This window comes from Micromonospora sp. DT201 (assembly GCF_049841575.1).
In the GTDB taxonomy this organism is placed as follows: domain Bacteria; phylum Actinomycetota; class Actinomycetes; order Mycobacteriales; family Micromonosporaceae; genus Micromonospora.
The window spans coordinates 153-20,530 of sequence record NZ_JBNCKP010000004.1 but is presented as its reverse complement, the minus strand read 5'-3'; the positions used below and the strand labels follow the sequence as shown (position 1 = coordinate 20,530).

At 69.0% G+C, this 20,378-nt stretch carries 14 protein-coding genes; 3 read left to right on the top strand and 11 right to left on the bottom strand.

All coding sequences use genetic code 11. From position 1 onward, the window contains the following. Positions 1-17: 17 nt before the first annotated feature. Genes ACLQ28_RS09555 through ACLQ28_RS09540 form a run of 4 tightly spaced genes read right to left on the bottom strand, consistent with a single transcriptional unit; the run spans position 18 to position 3,655 of the window. Complete coding sequence (locus ACLQ28_RS09555; RefSeq protein WP_425685853.1) at positions 18-521, bottom strand: hypothetical protein; 504 nt, start codon at positions 519-521, stop codon at positions 18-20. Continuing rightward, a complete protein-coding gene (locus ACLQ28_RS09550) occupies positions 518-1,975 on the bottom strand; it encodes an ATP-binding protein (protein WP_425685852.1) in 1,458 nt (485 codons plus the stop codon). Before ACLQ28_RS09550 ends, ACLQ28_RS09555 begins: the two co-directional genes overlap by 4 nt. Continuing rightward, positions 1,972-2,667, bottom strand: coding sequence for a response regulator (locus ACLQ28_RS09545; protein ID WP_425685851.1), 696 nt, complete (start codon positions 2,665-2,667; stop codon positions 1,972-1,974). Before ACLQ28_RS09545 ends, ACLQ28_RS09550 begins: the two co-directional genes overlap by 4 nt. Before the next feature lie 16 nt (positions 2,668-2,683). Then, on the bottom strand, positions 2,684-3,655 hold the full coding sequence (locus tag ACLQ28_RS09540) for a phosphatase PAP2 family protein (protein ID WP_425685850.1): 972 nt from the start codon (positions 3,653-3,655) through the stop codon (positions 2,684-2,686). 250 nt (positions 3,656-3,905) lie between these two features. Here ACLQ28_RS09540 and ACLQ28_RS09535 point away from each other — a divergent pair, with 250 nt between their 5' ends. After that, on the top strand, positions 3,906-4,412 hold the full coding sequence (locus ACLQ28_RS09535; protein ID WP_425685849.1) for a winged helix-turn-helix domain-containing protein: 507 nt from the start codon (positions 3,906-3,908) through the stop codon (positions 4,410-4,412). Between the two features lie 70 nt (positions 4,413-4,482). Here ACLQ28_RS09535 and ACLQ28_RS09530 read toward each other — a convergent pair whose 3' ends face one another. After that, the gene (locus ACLQ28_RS09530; RefSeq protein WP_425685848.1) at positions 4,483-8,856 is read right to left on the bottom strand and encodes a S8 family serine peptidase; all 4,374 of its coding nucleotides are present in this window, start codon (positions 8,854-8,856) and stop codon (positions 4,483-4,485) included. Positions 8,857-9,138: 282 nt separating this feature from the next. On the opposite strand from ACLQ28_RS09530, the gene ACLQ28_RS09525 reads away from it, so the two are divergent. Together ACLQ28_RS09525 and ACLQ28_RS09520 are read left to right on the top strand one after the other, a co-directional pair. Beyond that, positions 9,139-9,714 carry a winged helix-turn-helix domain-containing protein gene (locus ACLQ28_RS09525; RefSeq protein ID WP_425685847.1) on the top strand — a complete coding sequence of 192 codons (576 nt, stop codon included), beginning with the start codon at positions 9,139-9,141 and terminating at the stop codon, positions 9,712-9,714. 88 nt (positions 9,715-9,802) lie between these two features. Then, entirely contained in the window at positions 9,803-10,306 is a 504-nt protein-coding gene (locus ACLQ28_RS09520) for a VOC family protein (RefSeq protein WP_425685846.1), read from the top strand. Between the two features lie 68 nt (positions 10,307-10,374). Here the strand turns inward: ACLQ28_RS09520 and ACLQ28_RS09515 are convergent, their stop codons facing one another. The 6 genes from ACLQ28_RS09515 to ACLQ28_RS09490 form a co-directional block, all read right to left on the bottom strand. Beyond that, on the bottom strand, positions 10,375-11,661 hold the full coding sequence (locus tag ACLQ28_RS09515) for an L-lactate MFS transporter (protein WP_425685845.1): 1,287 nt from the start codon (positions 11,659-11,661) through the stop codon (positions 10,375-10,377). A 50-nt stretch (positions 11,662-11,711) separates the two neighbouring features. Next, positions 11,712-12,788 (bottom strand): NrfD/PsrC family molybdoenzyme membrane anchor subunit, encoded by a 1,077-nt coding sequence (gene nrfD, locus ACLQ28_RS09510; RefSeq protein WP_425685844.1) that lies wholly within the window; start codon positions 12,786-12,788, stop codon positions 11,712-11,714. Continuing rightward, positions 12,785-13,828, bottom strand: coding sequence for a 4Fe-4S dicluster domain-containing protein (locus tag ACLQ28_RS09505; protein ID WP_425685843.1), 1,044 nt, complete (start codon positions 13,826-13,828; stop codon positions 12,785-12,787). The genes nrfD and ACLQ28_RS09505 overlap by 4 nt, the downstream gene beginning before the upstream one ends. Before the next feature lie 3 nt (positions 13,829-13,831). Then, positions 13,832-17,107, bottom strand: a complete 3,276-nt coding sequence (fdh, locus tag ACLQ28_RS09500) for a formate dehydrogenase (protein ID WP_425685842.1) — start codon at positions 17,105-17,107, stop codon at positions 13,832-13,834. A gap of 141 nt (positions 17,108-17,248) precedes the next feature. Then, on the bottom strand, positions 17,249-18,046 hold the full coding sequence (locus ACLQ28_RS09495) for a PrsW family intramembrane metalloprotease (RefSeq protein WP_425685841.1): 798 nt from the start codon (positions 18,044-18,046) through the stop codon (positions 17,249-17,251). An 839-nt stretch (positions 18,047-18,885) separates the two neighbouring features. Beyond that, a partial coding sequence (locus ACLQ28_RS09490) for a hypothetical protein (RefSeq protein WP_425685840.1) occupies positions 18,886-20,378 on the bottom strand: 1,493 nt, incomplete at its 5' end.

The following is a 20,378-nucleotide window of genomic DNA, read 5'->3' as shown; positions in this document are numbered from 1 at the left end:
CGGTGGTCGCCGCCCGGTCATTTGATGGGGCATGGCCGAGGCGGTCGGGCGCCGTCGGGCCCGACGATGGTGACCGAGGGGAAGATCTCCCCCAGGTCGACCTGGGCCGCGGCGTCGGCCACCGTGCAGATGATCTGGTCGGCCGCGTTCGACGACAACGGCAGTGCCGCACTGGTCGTCCGCACGGTGAGGCCGGTGGACCGATCGGCGCCCGCCGTCACCGTGACCGGGTCGAGCCCCGCCGGCACCTCGCTTGTGAAACCCTGGCCGCGTTCGTTCTCGTCCGGGCCGGCCGCGAGCTGGGCGAGCGCGTTGGCAGGCGAGGTGTCCGCCTTTGACGGGCGCAGGACGAGCACGAGTTCGCCCTGTGCGAGCAGGTAGAGCACGATGCCCTGCGCCGGGCCACTGACCGCGGGGCGACCGGTGATGACGCCGCTGGGCCGTACCCCACAGCCCGCCGCGAGCAGCGTGAGGAGCAGCCCGCCGGCGAGCAGCGCGCGGCCCGCCCGTCGGCCGGTCACCGGGCACCTCCGGCGTCCGCCGGGTCCCTGGGAAGGCGGAGGGTGAACACCGCGCCACCACCGGGGCTGTTGCCCGCGACGAGGCTCCCCCGCCGCTCGCCGTGGCGGTGCAGACGCGCGTTCTCCCAGGAGATGGCGAGGCCGAGGCCACTGCCCTCGGAGCGGGTTCGCGCGGTGTCGGCCTTGTAGAAGCGGTCGAAGACGTGCGGCAGCACCTCCGGGTCCAATCCCGGCCCCTGGTCGCTGACCTCGATGGTGATCCAGTCCGGATCGGCGCTCAGTCGCACGGACACCGGCTCCCCGCCGTGCCGGAAGGCGTTGCCGACCAGGTTGGCGACGATGACGTCCAGCCGACGGGGGTCGAGCCGGGCCACGACTCGGGGTGGCAGCTCCGTTCGTACCCGATCGAGCCAACCCCGGATCCGCAGGGTCGCGGTCACCGCCGCGGCCACGTCCACGTCATCCAGGGCGAGACGCGCGGCGCCAGAGTCGAACCTGCTGACCTCGATGAGGTCGTTGACCAGTTGGGTGAGGTTCTGCGTCTCCTGGCTGACCAGGCGGGCGGCTCGGCCCGCGTCCCCGGGCAGGTGCTCCGCCTCCTCGTCCAACACGTCGGTGACCGCCGTCATCGCCGCCAGAGGCGTACGGAGTTCGTGCGAGACGTCAGCCACGAAGCGGCGGGCATCGGACTCCATCCGCCGCAGCTCACCGACCTGTCGTTCCAGCGTTCCCGCGGTGTCGTTGAAGGTCCGCGCCACATCGGCCAACTCGTCGGCGCCCCGAACCGTCAGCCGGGTGCTCAGGTCGCCCTCGCCGAGACGGCGTGCCGCCAGGCCCAGGTCGCGGACGGGTCGCAGCACACCACGGGCCGCCAGCAGGGCCAACAGGACGGCGAGGATCAGGGACAGCCCGCCGGTAAGCCACGCCAGGCTGGCGAGCCGGTCGATGCTCTGCTGCTCAGGCGCGAGGCTACGCACCGAGTAGACCTCCAGCCCGGACGGCCGGGACGTGCCGTCGGGCCGGGCGAGCTTCAGCTGGGTGCCGATGAGCAGCCTGGGTTCTCCGTCCACTGAGACACGTTGCCAGGCGATTCGACCGTCACCGACGTCCTGGCGCACCTCGCGGGTGAGCGGGTCGGGGCCATCGGCGCCCTGCACCTGCATGTCCCGGTAGATGACCACCGCGAAGCCCTCCCGGTCGGAGAGGCGCTGGGCAAGATTTTGGAGCTCGCCCTGGGTCGGCGGGAGCTGGGCGATCGGGTAGACCTCCGTGAGTTGGTCGGTCAGCGACATCACCGCGGCGTCCTGCGCCTGCTGGAGGATGACGGTCCGGGCCTGGATGTAGCTGCCGCTGGCCACGGCGGCCGTGGTGGTCACGCCCAGCAACGCGAAGGTCAGGAGCAGCCGGACCCGCAGGCCCAGGACTCGGGTGCCGGCCCAGCGCCACGGTGTCACAGCGGGCCGAACCGGTATCCGAAACCGCGCACGGTCTGAATGAAGACCGGCGCCGACGAGTCGGCCTCGATCTTGGCGCGCAGCCGCTGGACGCACGCGTCCACAAGTCGGGAGTCACCGAGATACCCGTGCTCCCACACAGCCTCCAGCAGTTGCTGACGGCTGAGCACCTGGCCTGGTGTGTGCGAAAGCTCCAGTAGCAGGCGCAGCTCCGTCGGCGCGAGACTGACCGGCGTCCCGTCCCTGCTGACCACCAGCGCAGCCCGGTCGATGGCCAGTGCGCCGTGCTGTTCCAGGCCGGCCCGCTCACCACCGGTACGCCGCGACTCGCCAGCGGTCCGTCGGAGCACCGCGCGGATACGCGCCTCGAGCACCCGGGCCTGCACCGGCTTGACCACGTAGTCGTCGGCGCCGGCCTCCAGGCCCGCCACCACGTCCATGTCGTCGTTGCGGGCGGTGAGCATGATGATCGGCAGGTCGCCGAGTTTCCGAATTCGGCGGCAGACCTCGAACCCGTCCATCCCCGGCAGCATGAGATCGAGGACCACGACATCGGCCTCGGTGCTGCGCAGCCGCTCCAGCCCCTGCTCACCCGTCTCCACCGCATGCACCGTGTGACCCTGTCGGGTGAGCGCCAACTGCAGCCCGTCGCGCACCGTCTGGTGGTCTTCGATCAGCAGGACCTGGGACATGTCGTCAAGTATCCCATCATGAGATCTTTTGGGGCTGAGCCGATGGCTGCGACTGCGTGCCGCGTCGCCCGGAAGGTGCGACCGCGAAATCGGTCGAACGCACCAGGAACACGACCGAGCCCACCAGGAACATCGTCAGCGCGCCCGCCGCCACGATGGCGAAGAGCGCCCCGCGCTGCACCGACGCGGCCAGACCGGGCACGATAACCACAGTCGCCCAGACCAGCACGACCAGGCCGACCGCCGCCTCGGCCAGCCTGCGCCACAGGCTGGCGCCGTCCGCGTCCTGATCGCCCCGCCAGCCCGTCAGCGCGGCCGCGGCAAGGCAGAACAACGCCACCCCCAGCAGTACGCCGCCGAGCGCGTCACTGAACCGGTGCCAGCCCGCGATCATCGTGGCCGAGGCGATCACCGAGACACCCGCCGCGCCTGGCACCGCCAGCCAACGCCGGGCCCAAACGGGCAGGACCAGCATGAACGCAAACAGCAGCGCCGTCGCCGCCGCGACATGGCCGCTGGGGAAGCTGTTGTGGGTGGTCGAACTCTCGATCTGGACATCCGGGCGAGGCAGCCACGACTTCACCGCGCCGGCCACCACCACCGCACAGAGGACCATGCCCACGCCGACGACACCCACCACGAGCCGTCGGCGGAGCACACCCACCAGCAGCACCGCGCCAAGCAGTGCGGCGAGGAGCATCGGGCTGCCGAAGGTGGCCAGTACGGTCTTGGCCGGCCCCACCAGGACGGTCTGCTGCTCGTACCCCCCGCCCCGCTCAGCGCGCGGCAGGAGCGCACCGTCCAGCCACTGCCCGGCGTAGGTCCGCACGAAGACGGTGGCGGTGACAGTCAGAGCGAGCAGAGAGCACAGCGACGCCGCGAGCAGCCGAAGAGCCAGCGGCACCGCTGCGCGGGCGTGTGGCAGCGGTCGCGCCGGCTGTGGGCCGGGCGTCGACCGCCCGACAGGGTACGACGATCCGAGGGACATGGCGACCATGCTCGCCCCGACAGGTCCGCACCCCGTACAGGGATTGTCTTGGTTTTGTCACAACTGGTTCCGGAAAGCCGGACGCCACCCGGATGACCTGCGACGTGATCAAATTTATCTGCTTACATGCAACGATGTTTTACCCAGCCGAGATGAGCCAGCACTAGGGTCAGGACGCCGATCGATGTTTCGATCGGCGGTGCGAAAAATCCGTCCGGAGTGAGTCGGGGAACCGGAAGGGGTTCGGGGAATGCAAGGAATTCCAGTCGCCAGCCTGGTCATCGGCATCGCGTCGTCACCAGCCGAACGCCGCCATCTGGCCCGACTGCTCGGTGGGAGCGACGCCTTCCTGATCGTCTCGAGCGTCGACCAAGCCCGGGAGTTCCTCGGGGTGGTCGAGACGCCTCCCGTCGAGACTCCCCCGGTCAGAGCCATGATCACCGAGGTGCCGCCGAGCCCACAGCCGCCGCCACCCGACCTGGCCGTGGACTCCGACCGCCGGGTGCTGCGGTGGCGCGACCAGGAGATCGACCTGACCCGGTTGGAACACGACGTCCTGCTCTGCCTGGTGCACGCGCCGGGGCAGATCTGGACATACGAACGCCTGCACCTTGAGGTGTGGGGCAACCGGCACCTCGGCCGCGGTTCCGACATGCACTCGGTGATCCGCCGAGTGCGCGGCAAACTCGCCAGGCTGAACGCCGCAGCGACGATCCACTCCGTACGCGGGGTCGGCTTTCGGCTCGCCCCCGTCTGATGTGCCGGACATGGTCCGGCCCGCCTGGTCTCAGACCAGGCGGGCCGGATTTTTCGCTACCGCTCAGGCGTTAGCACCGGACAGGCGCCAACCCGAAGTTCTCCACCGTGGGGGTGGCGGTGGCGATCTTCGCCTGACGGGTTTGGGGCTTCCAGCCGTCCTTCGCGACGATCATCGTGAGCGGGTTGTTGCGGCGGTCCATCCAGTAGGCGTACTCGCCCTCGGCATCGGTGGTGAAGGTCCACGACGACGCCCACGAGTCAACCTGGACGATCGCGCCGGTGAGCGGCGAGGTCGCACCCTGGCAGCTGGTGCCGGTGACCGTACCCATGAGCTTGCCCCAGGTCTTCGGGGGGTTCGCGGTCATGGTCACCGCGACCGGTGCCACCGAGTACGGCGTGTTCTCCGAGATACCAACCGAGCCCGAGTAGGTGCCCGGCTGGTCCACGTTCGCCGTCATTCCGACGGTGACCGTGACCTTCTCACCCGGCGCGAGGGTGGCCGCCGACTTGTCGATGGTCATCCAGCTGACGTCGGCCGCCGACTCGGCGCAACCCTCGAAGCCCGGGAGCACCTCGCTCTCGGGAGCCGCGCTGAAGCTGCCGGACGAGCCGCCGATCTTGTAGAAGCCGCACGCCGCCCCGCCGCGGTAACGCGCCGAGTTGGAGTTTGGCAGGTTGGACCACGAACCGGTGGACGGGTCGAAGGCGAAGCCGGCGTTGCTGATGGCCCCACCCTGCGAACCACCAACGACGAGGAGCTTGCCGCTGGCGACAGCGAACGAGCTGGCCCAGTTGTCGACCGGCGCGTCGGCGATGGCGGTCCAGGTGTTGGCACCCGGGTCGAACGCGTAGCTGGACTTCTGCGCGGCGGCACCGTCGTTGCCACCGGTGCAGTAGACCATGCCGTCGATCCCGCCGCAGGAGGCGAAGGCCACCGACTTCGGGTAGTTGGCCATCGTCTCCCAGGTGTTACTGGCCGGGTCGTACCGAACGACGCTGTTCGACATCGGCACGCACTCCGCGGTGGAGCAGCCACCAATCGCGTACAGCTTCCCGTCGACGACGGCCTGACCGGCCGCGGCCCGCGGCGCCGGGTTGTCCGCCAGCTCCGTCCAGGTGTTGGCTCCCGGGTCGTACGACCAGGTGGCAGAGTCCGGACCGGCGTCGCCCCAGCCACCGCTGGCGATGATCTTCCCGTCCACGACGCCCACCGTCAGGGCGTTGCGGGCGCCGGGAAGGTCGGCGATCGCCGTCCAGGCCTGCGCGGCCGGGTCGTAGGCGTAGTTCTTGGTGCTGGAGGCGAAACCGTCGCCACCACCGATCGAGTACACCTTGCCGTCCAGGTTCACCACCCGGTTGTCCATGATGGCGGACGGGTAGTTGGCGATGTTGGTCCACGGCGCCGCCTGCGGGCCGACCGCGGCAGTCGCGGCCTTGGCTGCCTTGCCGGATGCCTTGGCGGCGAACGACGTCGGGACGTTGAGCCGCTGCTCCGGCGCGCCGCTGGCCCCGAGCATCTGCTGCCTGGTGACCTTCGAACCATCGGCCCGGAGGATTTCGAACCCGTTGTCACGCTCACCGAACTTGACCTCGACCGGCGCGCCGCCGGTGTTGGTCACCGTGAACGTCTTGCTGGCCTTGCCGCTGGGCATCTGCAGGTTCGAGCTCAGCTGCGTCGGCGTCACCGACAGTTGACCGGCCGCGAGCTGGAAGTTCGCGGCGGTCGCCCAGTCGGCATCGACGTCGACCTGCTTGGTCTGGCTGACGTAGTTGCCGGCGGTCGCGGTGAACGGGTGCGTACCGGTCAGCGTCGAGTAGAGCCAGTAGAAGCCGTCGGCCAGCTCCGCGTCGTCGGGGGTCGCCACGGTGACGGCCTTCTCGGCGGGCCGGTCCTTGCTGGTGACAGTCGCACCGTTGACGTAGCTGTTGTTGTTCTTGTCGCGGACGTTACCGACCACCAGACCGCCGTCGATCGGCACGCAGGTGAGCTGGCTGCCGATCAGGACGCTGTCGACCTCCCACCACCACTCGTACGAGGCGTCGTAGTAGTGGAACCGGACCTGCACCTGCGCCTTACCGGCCGCCTGCGGGATCGGGATCTCGGTCACCTTCGGGCCCCGGACGTCCGTCTGCTGGCGGAGCACGTTGGTCCAGGTGGCACCACCGTCGATGCTCAGGTCGACGTCGGCGGTGTCTTCACTCAGCTGGTTGAAGTCCTGGTTGAACCGGATGACCGGTGCCGTGACGCTGGTCAGGTTGACCACCGGGCTGACCAGGGAGGTGTCCTGGACCTTGCCCGAACCGTAGGCGTCACTGTCGATCATCGCGAAGTTACCGATGGCGCCGGTCAGGTTGCCCCGGTTGCCGTCGTCGGTGAACTTCCAGACCTGACCGTTGCCCGCGTTGTCCACGACCGTCCAGCCGGCCGGCGTGGTCGTACCGTCGAAGGTCTCGTACTCACCGTCGGAACCGGACGTGTATCCGGGCGCGGTGGTGCAGGCGGTGGTGACCACCGGCACTGCCACGTTCGCGGTGGCGTTGCCCGAGCCGACCACGACCTCCTTGGTGATGGTCTGGTAACCCGGGTACTGCGACTCGTACTTCAGGGTGTAGGTCTGCCCGGCCGGCAGCTTGATGCTGTAGCGGCCGTTCGTCGGCGTGGTGTAGTCGTAGACGCCGGACACGCCCGTCACGGACACCTTCGCGTACAACGGCCAGCCGTGGCCGGAGCCATCGGTGACCGCTCCGGTGACGTTGACACTCGGCACTGGCGCCAACGCGACGCCGAGCGTCGTGGTCGCGCCCTTGGCAACCGTTACCGACTTCGTGGTGCTGCCGTAGCCGAACGCCGCCACGGCGACCTGGTAGTCACCGGTGGGGAGTTGGGTCGCGAACTTGCCGTCGGCACCGGTGGTCAGCTCACGCGCGGCCGGGCCGGTGAGCGTCAGGGTCGCGCCGGCGATCGCGGCGCCGGTGGCCGTGTCGGTGACCGTGCCGGCCAGGGTGCCGATGTCGCCGGTCGGGGCGTCGTTGAGCAACGCGAGTGCGTCCAGCAGGCCTTCGCCGTAGACGTTGTTGTCGGCCGCAGTGCCACCGCACTGGTCGTCGGCCTTGTCGGCTGCGGTGCCGTTGAGCAGCGCACGGGTCGCGTCGATGTCACCGATCAGCGACGGAGCCGCCGAGTACAGCAGCGCGATCGCGCCCGCGAGGTGCGGTGCCGCCATCGAGGTGCCGCTGATGCTGCCGTAGGCGTTGCCCGGAATGCTCGACCGGACGTTCACACCCGGCGCGGAGATGTTGGGCTTGATCTCGCCGTTCTGTCCGGCACCCCGGCTGGAGAAGCCGGCGACGTTGTTGTTGATGTCGTACGCGCCGGTCGAGTAGTTGCTGGCGAGGCTGCCCGGCGAGCCACTGGTCTGGCATGCCGGCCCGCTGTTGCCGTTGGACCAGGCCCCGAAGATTCCGGACGCGGTCCAGGCCAGCGTCACGTCCTCCATGAAGGGCTCGTTGGACGGGTCCTGGCTGCCCCACGAGTTGTTGATGATGTTCGGTCGCTTGCTCGCGTCCGCGTTCTGGCCGTTGAGGTCCGTCGGCTCGAGCATCCACTGACCAGACTCGATCAGAGCCGCATCGCTGGGGCAGCAACCGTTCGCCGCGATCCACTTGACACCGGGGGCGACACCGATCTGGTTCGCGCCGTCGGAGCCGGCCATGGTGCCCATCGTGTGCGTACCGTGGCCATTGTCGTCACAGGGCGCGTCCGCGCAGGTGCCGGCGGCGTTGTACCAGTTGTAGTTGTGGTCGAACGTCCCGTCGCCGTTGTTGCCGCGGTAGGAGTTCACCAGCGCCGGGTGGTCGAACTGGACCCCGGTGTCGATGTTCGCGATGGTGATGCCCTCGCCCTTGACGCCGTACTGCGACCAGACGTCGTCGGCGTTGATGTTGGCGATGCCCCACTCGAGGGAGTTCACGGTCTTCTCGTCGGTGCCCTTGGTCGTCTCGGGCACCTTGTAGGCAACCGGGGCGTAGAGGCCTTCGACCTCGGCGTGCCCGGCGAACTTCTGCGCCATCGACAGCGAGCCGCTGCTCACCTTGATCGCGTTGGTGGCCCAGAAGGTCTCGTACTTCGCGCCCGAGCTGTTGAGCTCAGCCTTGATCTTGCCCTGGCTCGCCGCGGCGGTCTGACGCAGAGCGTCCGCAACCGCCGTGCCCCGCTTCGACCAGTCCTTGATGGCGCTGGCCTTGCTCAGGTCCGCCCGGTCCTTGAACCGGATCCAGAAGTCCCCTTCGCTCTTGGCCTGGAGCTGCTTGGCAAGCTCCGGTCGGATCTTGTCCCCCGCAGGGGCGCCCGCCCCCATCTCGCCGTTGGGCGCGGCCTGCGCGCCTGAGCTGATGGTGGCCAAGCATGTCGCGGCGAGGATCGTCGCCGCCCCGGCGCTCACCAGTGATCTGGCTGTGCGCCGCCATTGTGGACGTCTGAACATTGGTGCTGCCTCCCTCAGAACGACCCAGGGGTGTAATGGGCCATGGTGAGAGTGAGGGAGAGTCGTCTCGGCGTACCGAGCGATCGAACCCTCCATGCCCCCCATGCACCGCGCGGGTCACGCCGGTTGCCCGAGTGGACACTATGATCGAGAAGAACGGACGATCAAGAACTTGCCGTAAGCAACTTGTCGCTAAGAGTTGCCATGCAGGCGGCGCGCTTGCCAATCATTGTCAGGACCATGACGAGAGCTGGGCAGGGATGCCCATCGATCCCGGGCGGTGCGGTGGCCGAGGACGACGAGGCAACGGTGGACAGGGGTGTTCCGGCCGACGAGCCGTTCCCGCTGCTGATCGCGGTGACCCCGTCGCCGGCCGAACGCATCCGGCTCGCGGAGCGCCTCGACGGCATCGCTCCGCTGCTGCTGGTGGCCGATCTCGACGAGCTACGCCGACTGATCGCGGCGCCACAGCGCGTGGCCGCCGCCCCGTCCGAGCCCGCACCCGTCGCCGCCCTGGTGATCGACTCAGCCCGGTCCAGCGCGCGCTGCGGGGGCCGCGAGATCGACCTCACCCGGCTGGAACACGATTTGCTGACGTGTCTGACATCCGAGCCGGTCCGAGTCTGGAGCTACGCGGAGTTGCACCGGTCGGTCTGGGGTAACGAGGGGCGCGAGCGCAAGGCGGACGTGCAGTCGTTGGTGAAGCGGCTGCGCCGCAAGCTGCACGACCTCGGCACCGGAGCCGCCATCGATGTCGTTCGAGGTGTCGGGCTCCGACTGACCGATCATCAGCAGGCACGGGTCGAACGAGCCTGACACCGTCGCATGAGCTGATCCCGCACGGGGTAGGAGTTGAAGATCAGCAACAGAACGAGCGACGAGAACGCTGGTAAGGAGAGTCAGGATGGCATTCCCCAACCCCTCGACCGTGTCCATCGGCCTCAAGTCGGCCGCGCATGTCGGGATCGCGGTGAGTGACCTCGACCGCTCGGTCGCGTTCTATCAGGCCCTGCTCGGCGCAGAGCCGGTCGTACGGGATGAAAGCATGCACGGCGCCGGGTTCGCGCAGTCGCAGGGTTTGCCGACGACGAAGCTGCGGTACGCGACGTTCAATCTCGACAACCTCGGGATCGATCTGATCCAGTTTCAGGAGCCGGTCGGTGATGTCGCCCAGGTGGCCGCCAACCGGCCCGGCTCGATGCACCTGTGCTTCCAGGTGGACGACGTGTCCTCGGTCTTCGACCGGATGCGCGAGGCCGGCTTCGAGTTCCTCGGGCAGCCGTACACCTTCGCGGCCGGCGAGGTGAACCCGCCGGATGCCGTCGGCACCGAGGTCGCGTACTTCAACGACCCCGACGGCACGAACCTCGAAATCATCGCGCCCAAGGGTGGGTTCTCCCGCGACTAGTGGGTCCACCCGGCGGCGTGGGGTGTGCCGGTTTTCGGCCGCACCCCACGCCGTTCTGGTGAGACGGCTCAGCGGCCGGTGCCACCGCCCTGCGACTGGGGTCGTCCCGGCTCGGACGGCATCCGGGTGATCGGCGGCAGGATCAGGGCGACGAGGGCGACGATCGCGATGACCGTGAACGGCAGGGTGTAGCTGTTGCCGCTCGCCTCGTAGAGCACCGACGTGACCAGCGGGCCGACCACGCCGCCGAGGCTCCAGGCCACGATCATCGCCCCGTAGATGGCACCGCCGTTGGGCGTGCCGAAGTAGTCGGCCGCCGTGGCCGGCATCGTGCCGAAGCCACCGCCGTACGCGAGGTAGATCAGCGCGGCGAGGACCGCGAAGAGCGCGAACGACGCGGCGTGCGGCAGGATGAAGAAGGAGATCGCCTGGAGCAGCAGCATCCCGATGAACGCCGGCATCCGCCCGGTGCGGTCGGACAACCATGCCCAGGCCACCCGTCCGGCGCCGTTGAACAGGCCGAGGACGCCGACCAGGGTCGCCGCCGTCGCCGCGCTCACCCCGGCGATGACCTGGGCGGCGTCCGACGCCTGGGAGATGAACGCGATGCCACAGGCGACGTTGAGCGTGAGGATGCCGGTGAGCAGGTACCACTGCCGGGTGCGCAGCGCCTCGCGCAGTGTGTAGACCCGGGTGCCCGCGAGGGCCCGACCGGCGGTCTTCGGGGTGAACCCGGGCACCTGGTAGCCCGCCGGTGGGTTACGGAAGAACGACGCCCCGAGCAGGATCGCGATCAAATACGCGACGCCCAGCGGAAAGAAGACGCTGGTGGGTCTGTCGGTGCCGTTGAGTAGGCCCTTAGCCACCGGCGCGACGATCACCGCGCCGAAGCCGAAGCCGGCGACCGCGATCCCGGTGATCAGGCCACGCCGGTCCGGGAACCACTTGGCGAGCATCGCGATCGGCGTGATGTACGCGGCACCCAGGCCGATTCCCCCCAGCACGCCGTACGTGAGCACCAGCAACCAGAGATCGTCCTTCGACGACGTGAGCGAGGCCAGCATGTTGCCGACCGCGTAGAGCACGCCGCCTCCCAGCGCGACCGGTCGTGGTCCGCTCCGGTCCTGGATCCGGCCGCCGATCAGGCTGCCGATGAAGATCGTGCCGATCGCCACCTCGAACGGCAGCACTGCCTCCCACTTGGCCCAGCCGAACTCGTCCTGCAACGGCTTGTTGAACACACTCCACGCGTACACCGCGCCGAGCGCGAGTTGGACGAGCACTGCGGCGACGACGAGACCCCAGCGGCCCCTCGTCGGTGTGGATCTTCCTGGATCTGTTGCGGTGTGTGCCATGAGCTGAGTCCCCCGTCTGCTGGCTCATTGGCTGGCGCCTGTTGGTCGAGCTACGTCCCCTTCTCGGCCGGCGACCGGCCCTCCCTGCGGTCGCGCCGCTCCCGTTGCGGCACGACCGTGTATTTCGGGTCCCGCGCCGACGCCAGGCCCGCCTCGAAGACGCCGAACCGGGTGGCGACGGACGATGCGACGAGAGCTGCACCGGAGATCGCGGACAGGATCCGGTTCCGCCGGCTGAACAGCGCGCCAACCGCGCCCACGCCGAGCAGCACGCGGCCCGCCCGGACCAGTCGGCCGCCGCGACCGTGCTCGTAGGGCTCACTGGTCAGGCCCATTCGCTCCAGCCGGCGACCGCCGATCACCTCGATGGCCGTGGCGGCGAGGACGAGTCGCCGCAGCGGGGCGGTCTCCGCAGCGGGCGCCGCGATCAGTCCGACCCCGGACGCGGCGGCGAGCGCGCTGCCGGCGAAGACGAACGGCAACGAGGGGTACGCGTCGTGCCACGACGGTACGGCGGTGTCGGCGAGCAACACCCCGGTGTAGGTGGCCAACGCCGGGGCGGTGGCCGCGGCAGCCAGGGCAGCGACGTCACCGACCGGCGGTGCCAGTCGACGGGCGAGGCCGAGCACCCCGTGCTGCGGAAGTCGCGGCGCGATCTCGGCGATCACGGCGACACCGGCGAGTGGACCGAAGGCGGTGAGGATCCAGGTGCCGACCGACATCGGCGAGGTCAGCTTGGCGACCCGGAGCATGTGGTGGAACCGGGCCGGCCGCCCGAGGTCGTGCACCAGCAGGTACGCGCTGGCGGCGACACCGCCGAGGGCCGTCCAGCGCCCCACCTGCCGCAGACCGGGCCGCCCGGTCAGTTGGGCGCCCGCCCCGATCAGCGAGCCTCCGGCGGCCAGGCCCCCGGTGAACAGGTAAGCGGCGATGTCGGGCTTCCACACCGGCGGTTTGAGGACGGGCCGGCCGTAGTAGGAGGTGAAGTCGGCCGCCGGCACGGTGAGTTGCTCACCGTCGTGACCGCGACCCCGGCGGTGTTGGCGCCGCCCGTCGGGCTGGTCGAGGCGGGCCTGGAAGTCGCGGAACCGGTCACCGACCGGCTCGTTCGGTGGCATGTCGGTCATGGCCGCCTGCCGAGGAACGCGAACACCGTGGCTGCTGTCATGGCGAGGGCGGCGAGGCCGGCGCGTTTCCACATGGCCGTCAGATCCCGGGTTGTCACGACCGGGTCGGGTGGCAACCCGTACACCTCGGGCTCATCCAACAGCAGGAAGAACGCACCGTCACCGCCGACCCCGTCGTTCGGGTCATGCCCGTACAACCGCGCCTCGGGGACCCCCCGCTCGTGCAACGTCGCCACCCGGGCGGCGGCCCGCTCCCGCAGCTCGTCGAGGCGGCCGAACTGAATCGACTCGGTCGGGCACGCCTGCGCACACGCCGGCGTCTGCCCCGCACCCAACCGGTCGTAGCAGAGCGTGCATTTCCACGCCCGACCATCGTCCTTACGCTGGTCGATCACCCCATAGGGGCACGCGGAGATGCAGTAACCGCAGCCGTTGCAGATGTCCTCCTGCACCACCACCGTCCCGAACTCCGTCCGGAACAACGACCCGGTCGGGCACACATCCAGGCAGGCCGCATGTGTGCAGTGCTTGCAGACGTCCGACATCATCAACCAGCGAAAATCCGTGCGATCCTCCGCGCCGCTCCCCCGACCCGGCGGCTGCGCGCCCGGCATCCCCAGGAACTCCGGCCCACCCGACATCCGGGCCGCCGCAGCCGGCGAACCGGTCGGGATACCCGGCGTGGTCCCGGTGTCGGCGCTGGTCAGTGCACCGAGCGCCGCCGTTTCCGGGCTGACCGCCGGTCCGGCCGGTTCCTGCTCGAACGCCGGGGTCGCCCGACCGGCCGCGCGAGGCTGCTCCACGAACGCGACGTGCCGCCACGAGTTCGCGGTCAGCGCCCCCGTGTTGTCGTACGACATGCCCAGCAGGTCGAGCCCGCTCTGCGGGACGCCGTTCCACTCCTTGCAGGCGACCTCGCACGCCTTGCAGCCGATGCAGACGCTGGTGTCGGTGAAGAACCCCATCCTCGGTGGGGCGTCCTCGTAGCCTGCGTCGGGTGCCGGGTCGAGCGGCCCGTAGAGGGCGTTGGCATGGGGCATCGGTCAGGCCTCCTGGTCACTGCTGCTGTCGGCGACGTCGGTCGTGACCTGCGGTGGGTAGCGGTGGCTCAGGTCTCCCGAGCGCCGCCGGTAGTCGACGACGAGACCCAGCAACTCCTGTCCTCTCGGGCGTCGGCCGGGTCGGATGTCGCAGGTACCGACCTTGCTCTCCTGAATCAGGACGTTCGGGTCGAGGGTGATCCCGAACAGGTCGTTGGCCGCGTCGCCGGTCACCAGGCCCTCGAATCCGAAGTGGTACGGCAACCACACCTGGTGGATGATCCGGCCGTCGACCCGCAGCGGGGTGAGCCGGTCGGTCACCAACACCTTCGCCTCGATGGCCGCCCGGGTGGTCACCAGGTGCGCCCAGCCCAGGTGGTCGAGCCCGCGTTCGACCGCCAACTCGGGCGACACCTCGACGAACATCTCCGGTTGCAGCTCGGCGAGGGGCGAAACGGTACGGCTCATCCCACCGGCGGTGTGGTGCTCGGTGAGCCGGCTGACGGTGAACACGTACGGGAAGATTTCGCTGTGCCGCTCCGGAGGGCTCGGGTTGAGCGGGTTGATCGGGTGGGTGTAGACCTTGCGGGTCGGGTTGGCCTGCTGCCGGTAGAGCGGGTTACGCACCGGCGACTCGACGGGCTCGTAGTGGGTGGGCAGCGGCCCGTCGAGCACGCCGGTGGGCGCGTACAGCCAGCCCTTGCCGTCGCCCTGGAGAATGAACGGGTCGTCGCCGGCGATGCCCGCCACGCCCGAGGCGTCAAGGGCCGGCCGGTAGGAGGGCGCCTTCTTCTTTTCGAAGTCGGGCACGTCGTAGCCGGTCCACTCGGCCTGCTCGGCATCCCACCAGACGTACTTCTTACGCTCACTCCACGGGTTACCGTCCGGGTCGGCGGAGGCACGGTTGTAGAGGATGCGCCGGTTCGCTGGCCAGGCCCAGCCCCATTCCAGGGCCACCAGGGACTGCTCCGCGCCGGGTTTGCGCCGGGCGGCCTGGTTCACGCCATCCGCGTACACCCCGGTGTAGATCCAGCACCCGCCGAGGGTGGATCCGTCGTCCTTCATCTCGGTGAACGAGGACAGTGGGCGGCCGGTCGCCACGTCGTACCCGTTGATCTCCATCAGCACCGACTCGGCGCTCGGCTCCGCGTGCGGACCGTGCGTCGGGTAGTCCCAGGCAAGGTCGAGCAGCGCCCGGTCGCGGGGTTTCGTCGACGTCGCCAACCGTTCCCGGATGACGCGACCGAGGTGGTAGAAGAACCACAACTCCGAGCGGGCGTCGCCCGGCGGCTCGACGGCCTTCTCCCGCCACTGCAACAAGCGCTGCGTCTGGGTGAACGTGCCCTCCTTCTCCACATGGGAGGCGGCCGGCAGGAAGAACACCTCAGTACGGCACTCCTCGGTGAGGATCTCACCGGTCTCGACCTCCGGCGCGTTCTTCCAGAACGTGGCGCTCTCGATCTCAAACAGGTCCCGAACCACCAACCAGTCGAGATTGGCCATCCCCAACCGCTGCGCCCGACCGTGCGCCGACCCGACCGCCGGGTTCTGACCCAGCAGGAAATACCCCTTGATCTTCCCGTCGATCATGTCGAGCACCTGCTGGTACGTGCCGTGATCACCGGTCATCCGTGGCATGTAGCCGTAGCAGTAGTCGTTTTCGGCGGTGGCGGCGTCGCCCCAGTACGCCTTGAGCAGGTTGACGCCGTAGGTGCGGGCGTTGCCCCAGAACCCCTTCTGCCCCGGGTGCCGAATGCTGTCCACCCACTTGTCGAAGGTCGGGTGGTTGGCGTGGTGCGGCATCGGCAGGTAGCCGGGCAGCAGGTTGAACAACGTCGGAATGTCCGTGGACCCCTGGATGCTGGCGTGCCCGCGCAACGCCATGACCCCGCCACCCGGCCTACCCATGTTGCCCAGCAACAACTGGATGATCGCCCCGGTACGGATGTACTGCACACCCACGCTGTGCTGCGTCCAGCCCACCGAATAGACGAGCATTCCGGTGCGATCCCGGCCGGAGTTCTCCGTCCAGGCCTGAGCCAGTTCGAGGAACTTCTCCTGCGGAATCCCACAGACCCGTTCCACCATCTCGGGCGTGTAGCGGGCATAGTGCCGCTTGAGGATCTGATAGACGCAGCGCGGGTGCTGCAACGTCTCGTCGCGTTCGGTCTCGCCGCCGACCGGGGCACCATGGGACTCGTGCTCCAGCCCGGCCGCGGTCTCCCGCTGGGTGGCGCTGTCGCGGGTCGTCTGGTTCTGCCCGTGTCCCTCGTACCGCCAGCTGGCCTGGTCGTAGGTGGCGGTCTCCTCGCTGAAGCCGGAGAAGAGGCCGTGCAGATCCTCGGTGTCGGCGAACTCGTCGGTCACGATCGTCGCCGCGTTGGTGTAGGAGACCACGTACTCCCGGAAGTCCAACTCGTTGTCCAGGATGTAACGCACCACCCCGCCGAGCAGCGCGATGTCCGTGCCCGCCCGGATCGGCAGGTACGAGTCGGCAAGCGCGCTGGTCCGGGTGAACCGCGGGTCGACGTGGAAGACCTTCGCGCCGCGCCGCTTGGCCTCCATGACCCACTGGAAGCCCACCGGGTGTGCCTCGGCCATGTTCGAACCCTGGATGACGATGACGTCGGAGTTCGACAGGTCCTGCTGGAACTGGGTGGCGCCGCCACGACCGAAGCTGGTCCCCAGACCGGGGACGGTGGAGGAGTGTCAAATACGGGCCTGGTTCTCGATCTGGAGCGCCCCCATCGCGGTGAACAACTTCTTGATGAGGTAGTTCTCCTCGTTGTCCAGCGTCGCCCCACCCAGACTGGAGAAACCCAACGTCCGGTTGAGCGGCCGACCCTCGTCGTCGGCGTCTTCCCAGGTCTCGTCCCGGGCGGCCAGGATCCGATCGGCGATCATGTTCAGCGCCGTGTCGAGGTCGAGGTCCTCCCACTCGGTGCCGTACGGCCGGCGGTAGCGAACCTTCGTCTGCCGCAACGGGCTGGTCACCAGGCTCTTGCTCGCCGAGCCCTTCGGGCACAACCGACCCCGCGAGATCGGGCTGTCCGGATCGCCCTCGATCTGACTGACCTGCCCGTCCTTGACGAACACCCGCTGACCGCAACCGACCGCGCAGTACGGGCAGACGGACCGGGCCACCGAGTCGGCGGTGTCGGTACGGGCGGTGAGCGCACGAGAACCTGCGGACTTGGCCGCGGCACCCCGGCCGAGCGGGTCGGTGCCGGTGAGCTGGCGATAAACCGGCCAGCCCTCGATCCAGCTGCGCACCCCCATCGCCGCACCTTTCCGACTAATCCCACCAAATGTGAACAGCCTGACATTAGACGAGGTGCCAGGCCGGTCGCAGCGAGATCAGAAGACACGTGCCTCCCCGGCCTTTTTCGCGCAGGCCGAGGGAGGCACGGTGTATGCGGCTCAGTTCGGTTGAAGCTGACCGGTGCGGTGATCGCTGAAGGCCCGGTAGCGGTGCAGTTCCCAGAACAACCAGCCGATGCTGACGATCGCCAACACGATGAAGACAAGTGAACCGGAGAACGTGTCCCAGAGGGTGTGCAGGACGACGACACCCAGGAACGTGCCGATGAACCCGAAGAGCCGGGCGACGCTCGGGCTGGCCAACAGCGCCCACAGCGCACCGGCGGTGAGCCCGGTCCAGGCGGTGTGACCGGCGGGTGCCGTCAGCCCACGGATGAACAGCGTCTGCTCCACCGCACCGATGTTGCCCTGCGAACTCAGCAGAGCGGTGAACGCGTAGCCCATCGTCTCCAACGCGGCGAAACCCATACCGGCGGCAACGCCGATGATCAGCCCGTCGGAGGGCACCCGGCGACGATGCTGGGCCACGACCGTGAACAGCAGCGCCACCGGCACGATCAGCTTCGCCGACTCCTCGATCAGTGCCACGAACAGCAAGGGCAGGGTGCCGAGATCGCGCAGGGTGTCGTACTCCAATGTGCCGGCGACCACCGTGCCGATCACACCGCCGAAGAACGCCGACGTCACAAGCACCGACGCCGGCACCTGCCACCGCCCGGTGCGGGCCTGCGCGAACGTCAGGAACGTCAACGGCACCAGCGTCGCCCCGAGCAGGATCAGTGCCGGTACGAAGTTCGGATTTTGCGTGCTGACGAGGGTCCGCAGCACCGCCACATAGAGGATCAGCCCGATGACGAGCACTCCGACCCACGCCCACCGACGCGAACGATCACCCATACCGCGAAGTCTGGCGTACGCAGGTTACGAAGGCCAGCCACGGCGCCGAGATCCCGAGGACCCTCACCGGACTCTGTGAGCGTTGAGTCGGTGCCAACTGATGGCGCAGGTGAGGGCGAGGAAGGCCTCGTGGGTCTCTGGATCTCACGGTCAGAGTGGGACCGTCGTCCTTGGCCCTCCATCAGTAGCCGTGCGCCGGCGCCGGTCTTCAACCGGTGTCGGACTGCGGCGGCCAGTCGTAGTCGAAGCAGCAGGTGAAGGTTGGCGGGTAACGCTGCGACGTCCAAGGCGCCAAGATGGGAACGGCCACCGCTGGGCCGGTCGGCTACTCCGGCCAGACCTTCGACGTCGTGGCGGCGATCCATCGCCGAACGTGGTGAGTCCATCATTTAAGCGGCCCGTAACGCGAGGCCGAGACACATTGGCCGAGGCCTATCCAGCTGATCGTGAAGAGAATGCACTTTATCCGAAAAGCACCCAGTTGCAGCCAAACCCCCTCAGAATCGACGAATCGGTCGAATGCGCCACGGCTCCCCGGTGAATTAGCGGTGCGTCGCTGTAGGTAGCTCTGGGTGTATCCGGGGCGGCTCTCTGGAGGGGTCATGAGCAACAACCGGCGGCTGCGGCGGGGGCTGAAGCATGGACGCGCCGCTTCAGGGCTGAGTTCTGCCCTGATGGTGGTTGGAATGACAGGCGGGCCGGCAGCCGCAGCGCAACCCGTGGAAGCCGAATCGTCCGCCCAGGGCATACACATCGGTACTCCCGGTCCGCTCGGCCAGTACGGCGGATGGCCGATGTCCTGGTCGACTTTCCGGCAAGACGGCGGCGGGCCTGACGAGTCAAGCAGGCGACCGGACTACGGCCCGCAGGGCTGGCAGGGTCCGTGGGGTGGTCACGACGAGGGCGAGCAACCGACGCCGGGCTACCCGCACGGCTCGCAGGGCCCTAAAGGTCCGCAAGGCGACTCGGGCGCTAAAGGCGCCCAGGGCGACGCTGGCGCTCAAGGCGACGTGGGCGCGCAGGGACCCCATGGCGCGCAAGGTTTCCGAGGCGCCCAAGGCGACGCGGGCGCTCAAGGTGCGCAGGGTGACGTAGGTGCGCAGGGACTCCAAGGCGCTCAAGGCGCGCAAGGTTTCCAAGGCGCCCAAGGTTTCCAAGGTACCCAGGGCCACACGGGCGCTCAAGCCGCGCGCGGCGACGCGGGCGCTCAAGGCGCACAAGGTGACGTCGGCACTCAGGGCGCGCAGGGCAACGTCGGCGCACAGGGCGCGCAGGGCAACGTCGGCGCACAGGGCGCGCAGGGCAACGTCGGCGCACAGGGCGCGCAGGGCGACCTCGGCGCACAGGGCGCGCAGGGCGACCTCGGCGCACAGGGCGCGCAGGGCGACCTCGGCGCGCAGGGCAACGTCGGCGCACAGGGCACGCAGGGCAACGTCGGCGCACAGGGCGCGCAAGGCTTCCAGGGCGACACCGGCGCTCAAGGCGCGCAAGGCAACGTCGGCGCACAGGGCACGCAAGGCGACACCGGCGCACAGGGCACGCAAGGCGACACCGGCGCACAGGGCACGCAAGGCTTCCAAGGCGCCCAAGGCAACGTCGGCGCTCAAGGCGCGCAAGGCAACGTCGGCGCACAGGGCACGCAAGGCGCCCAGGGCGACGTCGGCGCCCAGGGCGACGTCGGCGCCCAGGGCGACGTCGGCGCCCAGGGCGACGTCGGCGCTCAAGGCGCCCAGGGCGACGTCGGCGCTCAAGGCACGCAAGGCTTCCAAGGCGCCCAGGGCGACACCGGAGCCCAAGGCGCCCAGGGCGACGTCGGCGCTCAAGGCACGCAAGGCTTCCAAGGCGCCCAAGGCGACACCGGAGCCCAAGGCGCGCAAGGCAACGTCGGCGCACAGGGCACGCAAGGCTTCCAAGGCGACACCGGCGCACAGGGCGCGCAAGGCGACGTCGGCGCTCAAGGCACGCAAGGCTTCCAAGGCGCCCAAGGCAACGTCGGCGTACAGGGCACGCAAGGCTTCCAAGGCGCCCAAGGCAACGTCGGCGTACAGGGCGCGCAAGGCGACACCGGCGCACAGGGCACGCAAGGCGCCCAGGGCGACACCGGCGCTCAAGGCGCCCAGGGCGACGTCGGCGCACAGGGCACGCAAGGCTTCCAAGGCGCCCAGGGCGACACCGGAGCTCAAGGCACGCAAGGTTTCCAGGGCGCCCAGGGCGACACCGGAGCTCAAGGCGCGCAGGGCGACACCGGCGCACAGGGCGCCCAGGGCGACGTCGGCGCTCAAGGCACGCAAGGCTTCCAAGGCGCCCAGGGCGACACCGGAGCCCAAGGCGC

What these genes read in the sequence shown, in the direction of transcription:
- ACLQ28_RS09525 (WP_425685847.1), top strand. Translation starts at nt 9,139, where the DNA reads ATGACGAGAGCTGGGCAGGGATGCCCATCGATCCCGGGCGGTGCGGTG.
- ACLQ28_RS09515 (WP_425685845.1), bottom strand. Translation starts at nt 11,661, where the DNA reads ATGGCACACACCGCAACAGATCCAGGAAGATCCACACCGACGAGGGGC.
- ACLQ28_RS09495 (WP_425685841.1), bottom strand. Translation starts at nt 18,046, where the DNA reads ATGGGTGATCGTTCGCGTCGGTGGGCGTGGGTCGGAGTGCTCGTCATC.
- ACLQ28_RS09535 (WP_425685849.1), top strand. Translation starts at nt 3,906, where the DNA reads ATGCAAGGAATTCCAGTCGCCAGCCTGGTCATCGGCATCGCGTCGTCA.
- nrfD (WP_425685844.1), bottom strand. Translation starts at nt 12,788, where the DNA reads ATGACCGACATGCCACCGAACGAGCCGGTCGGTGACCGGTTCCGCGAC.
- ACLQ28_RS09505 (WP_425685843.1), bottom strand. Translation starts at nt 13,828, where the DNA reads ATGCCCCATGCCAACGCCCTCTACGGGCCGCTCGACCCGGCACCCGAC.
- ACLQ28_RS09520 (WP_425685846.1), top strand. Translation starts at nt 9,803, where the DNA reads ATGGCATTCCCCAACCCCTCGACCGTGTCCATCGGCCTCAAGTCGGCC.
- ACLQ28_RS09545 (WP_425685851.1), bottom strand. Translation starts at nt 2,667, where the DNA reads ATGTCCCAGGTCCTGCTGATCGAAGACCACCAGACGGTGCGCGACGGG.
- ACLQ28_RS09540 (WP_425685850.1), bottom strand. Translation starts at nt 3,655, where the DNA reads ATGTCCCTCGGATCGTCGTACCCTGTCGGGCGGTCGACGCCCGGCCCA.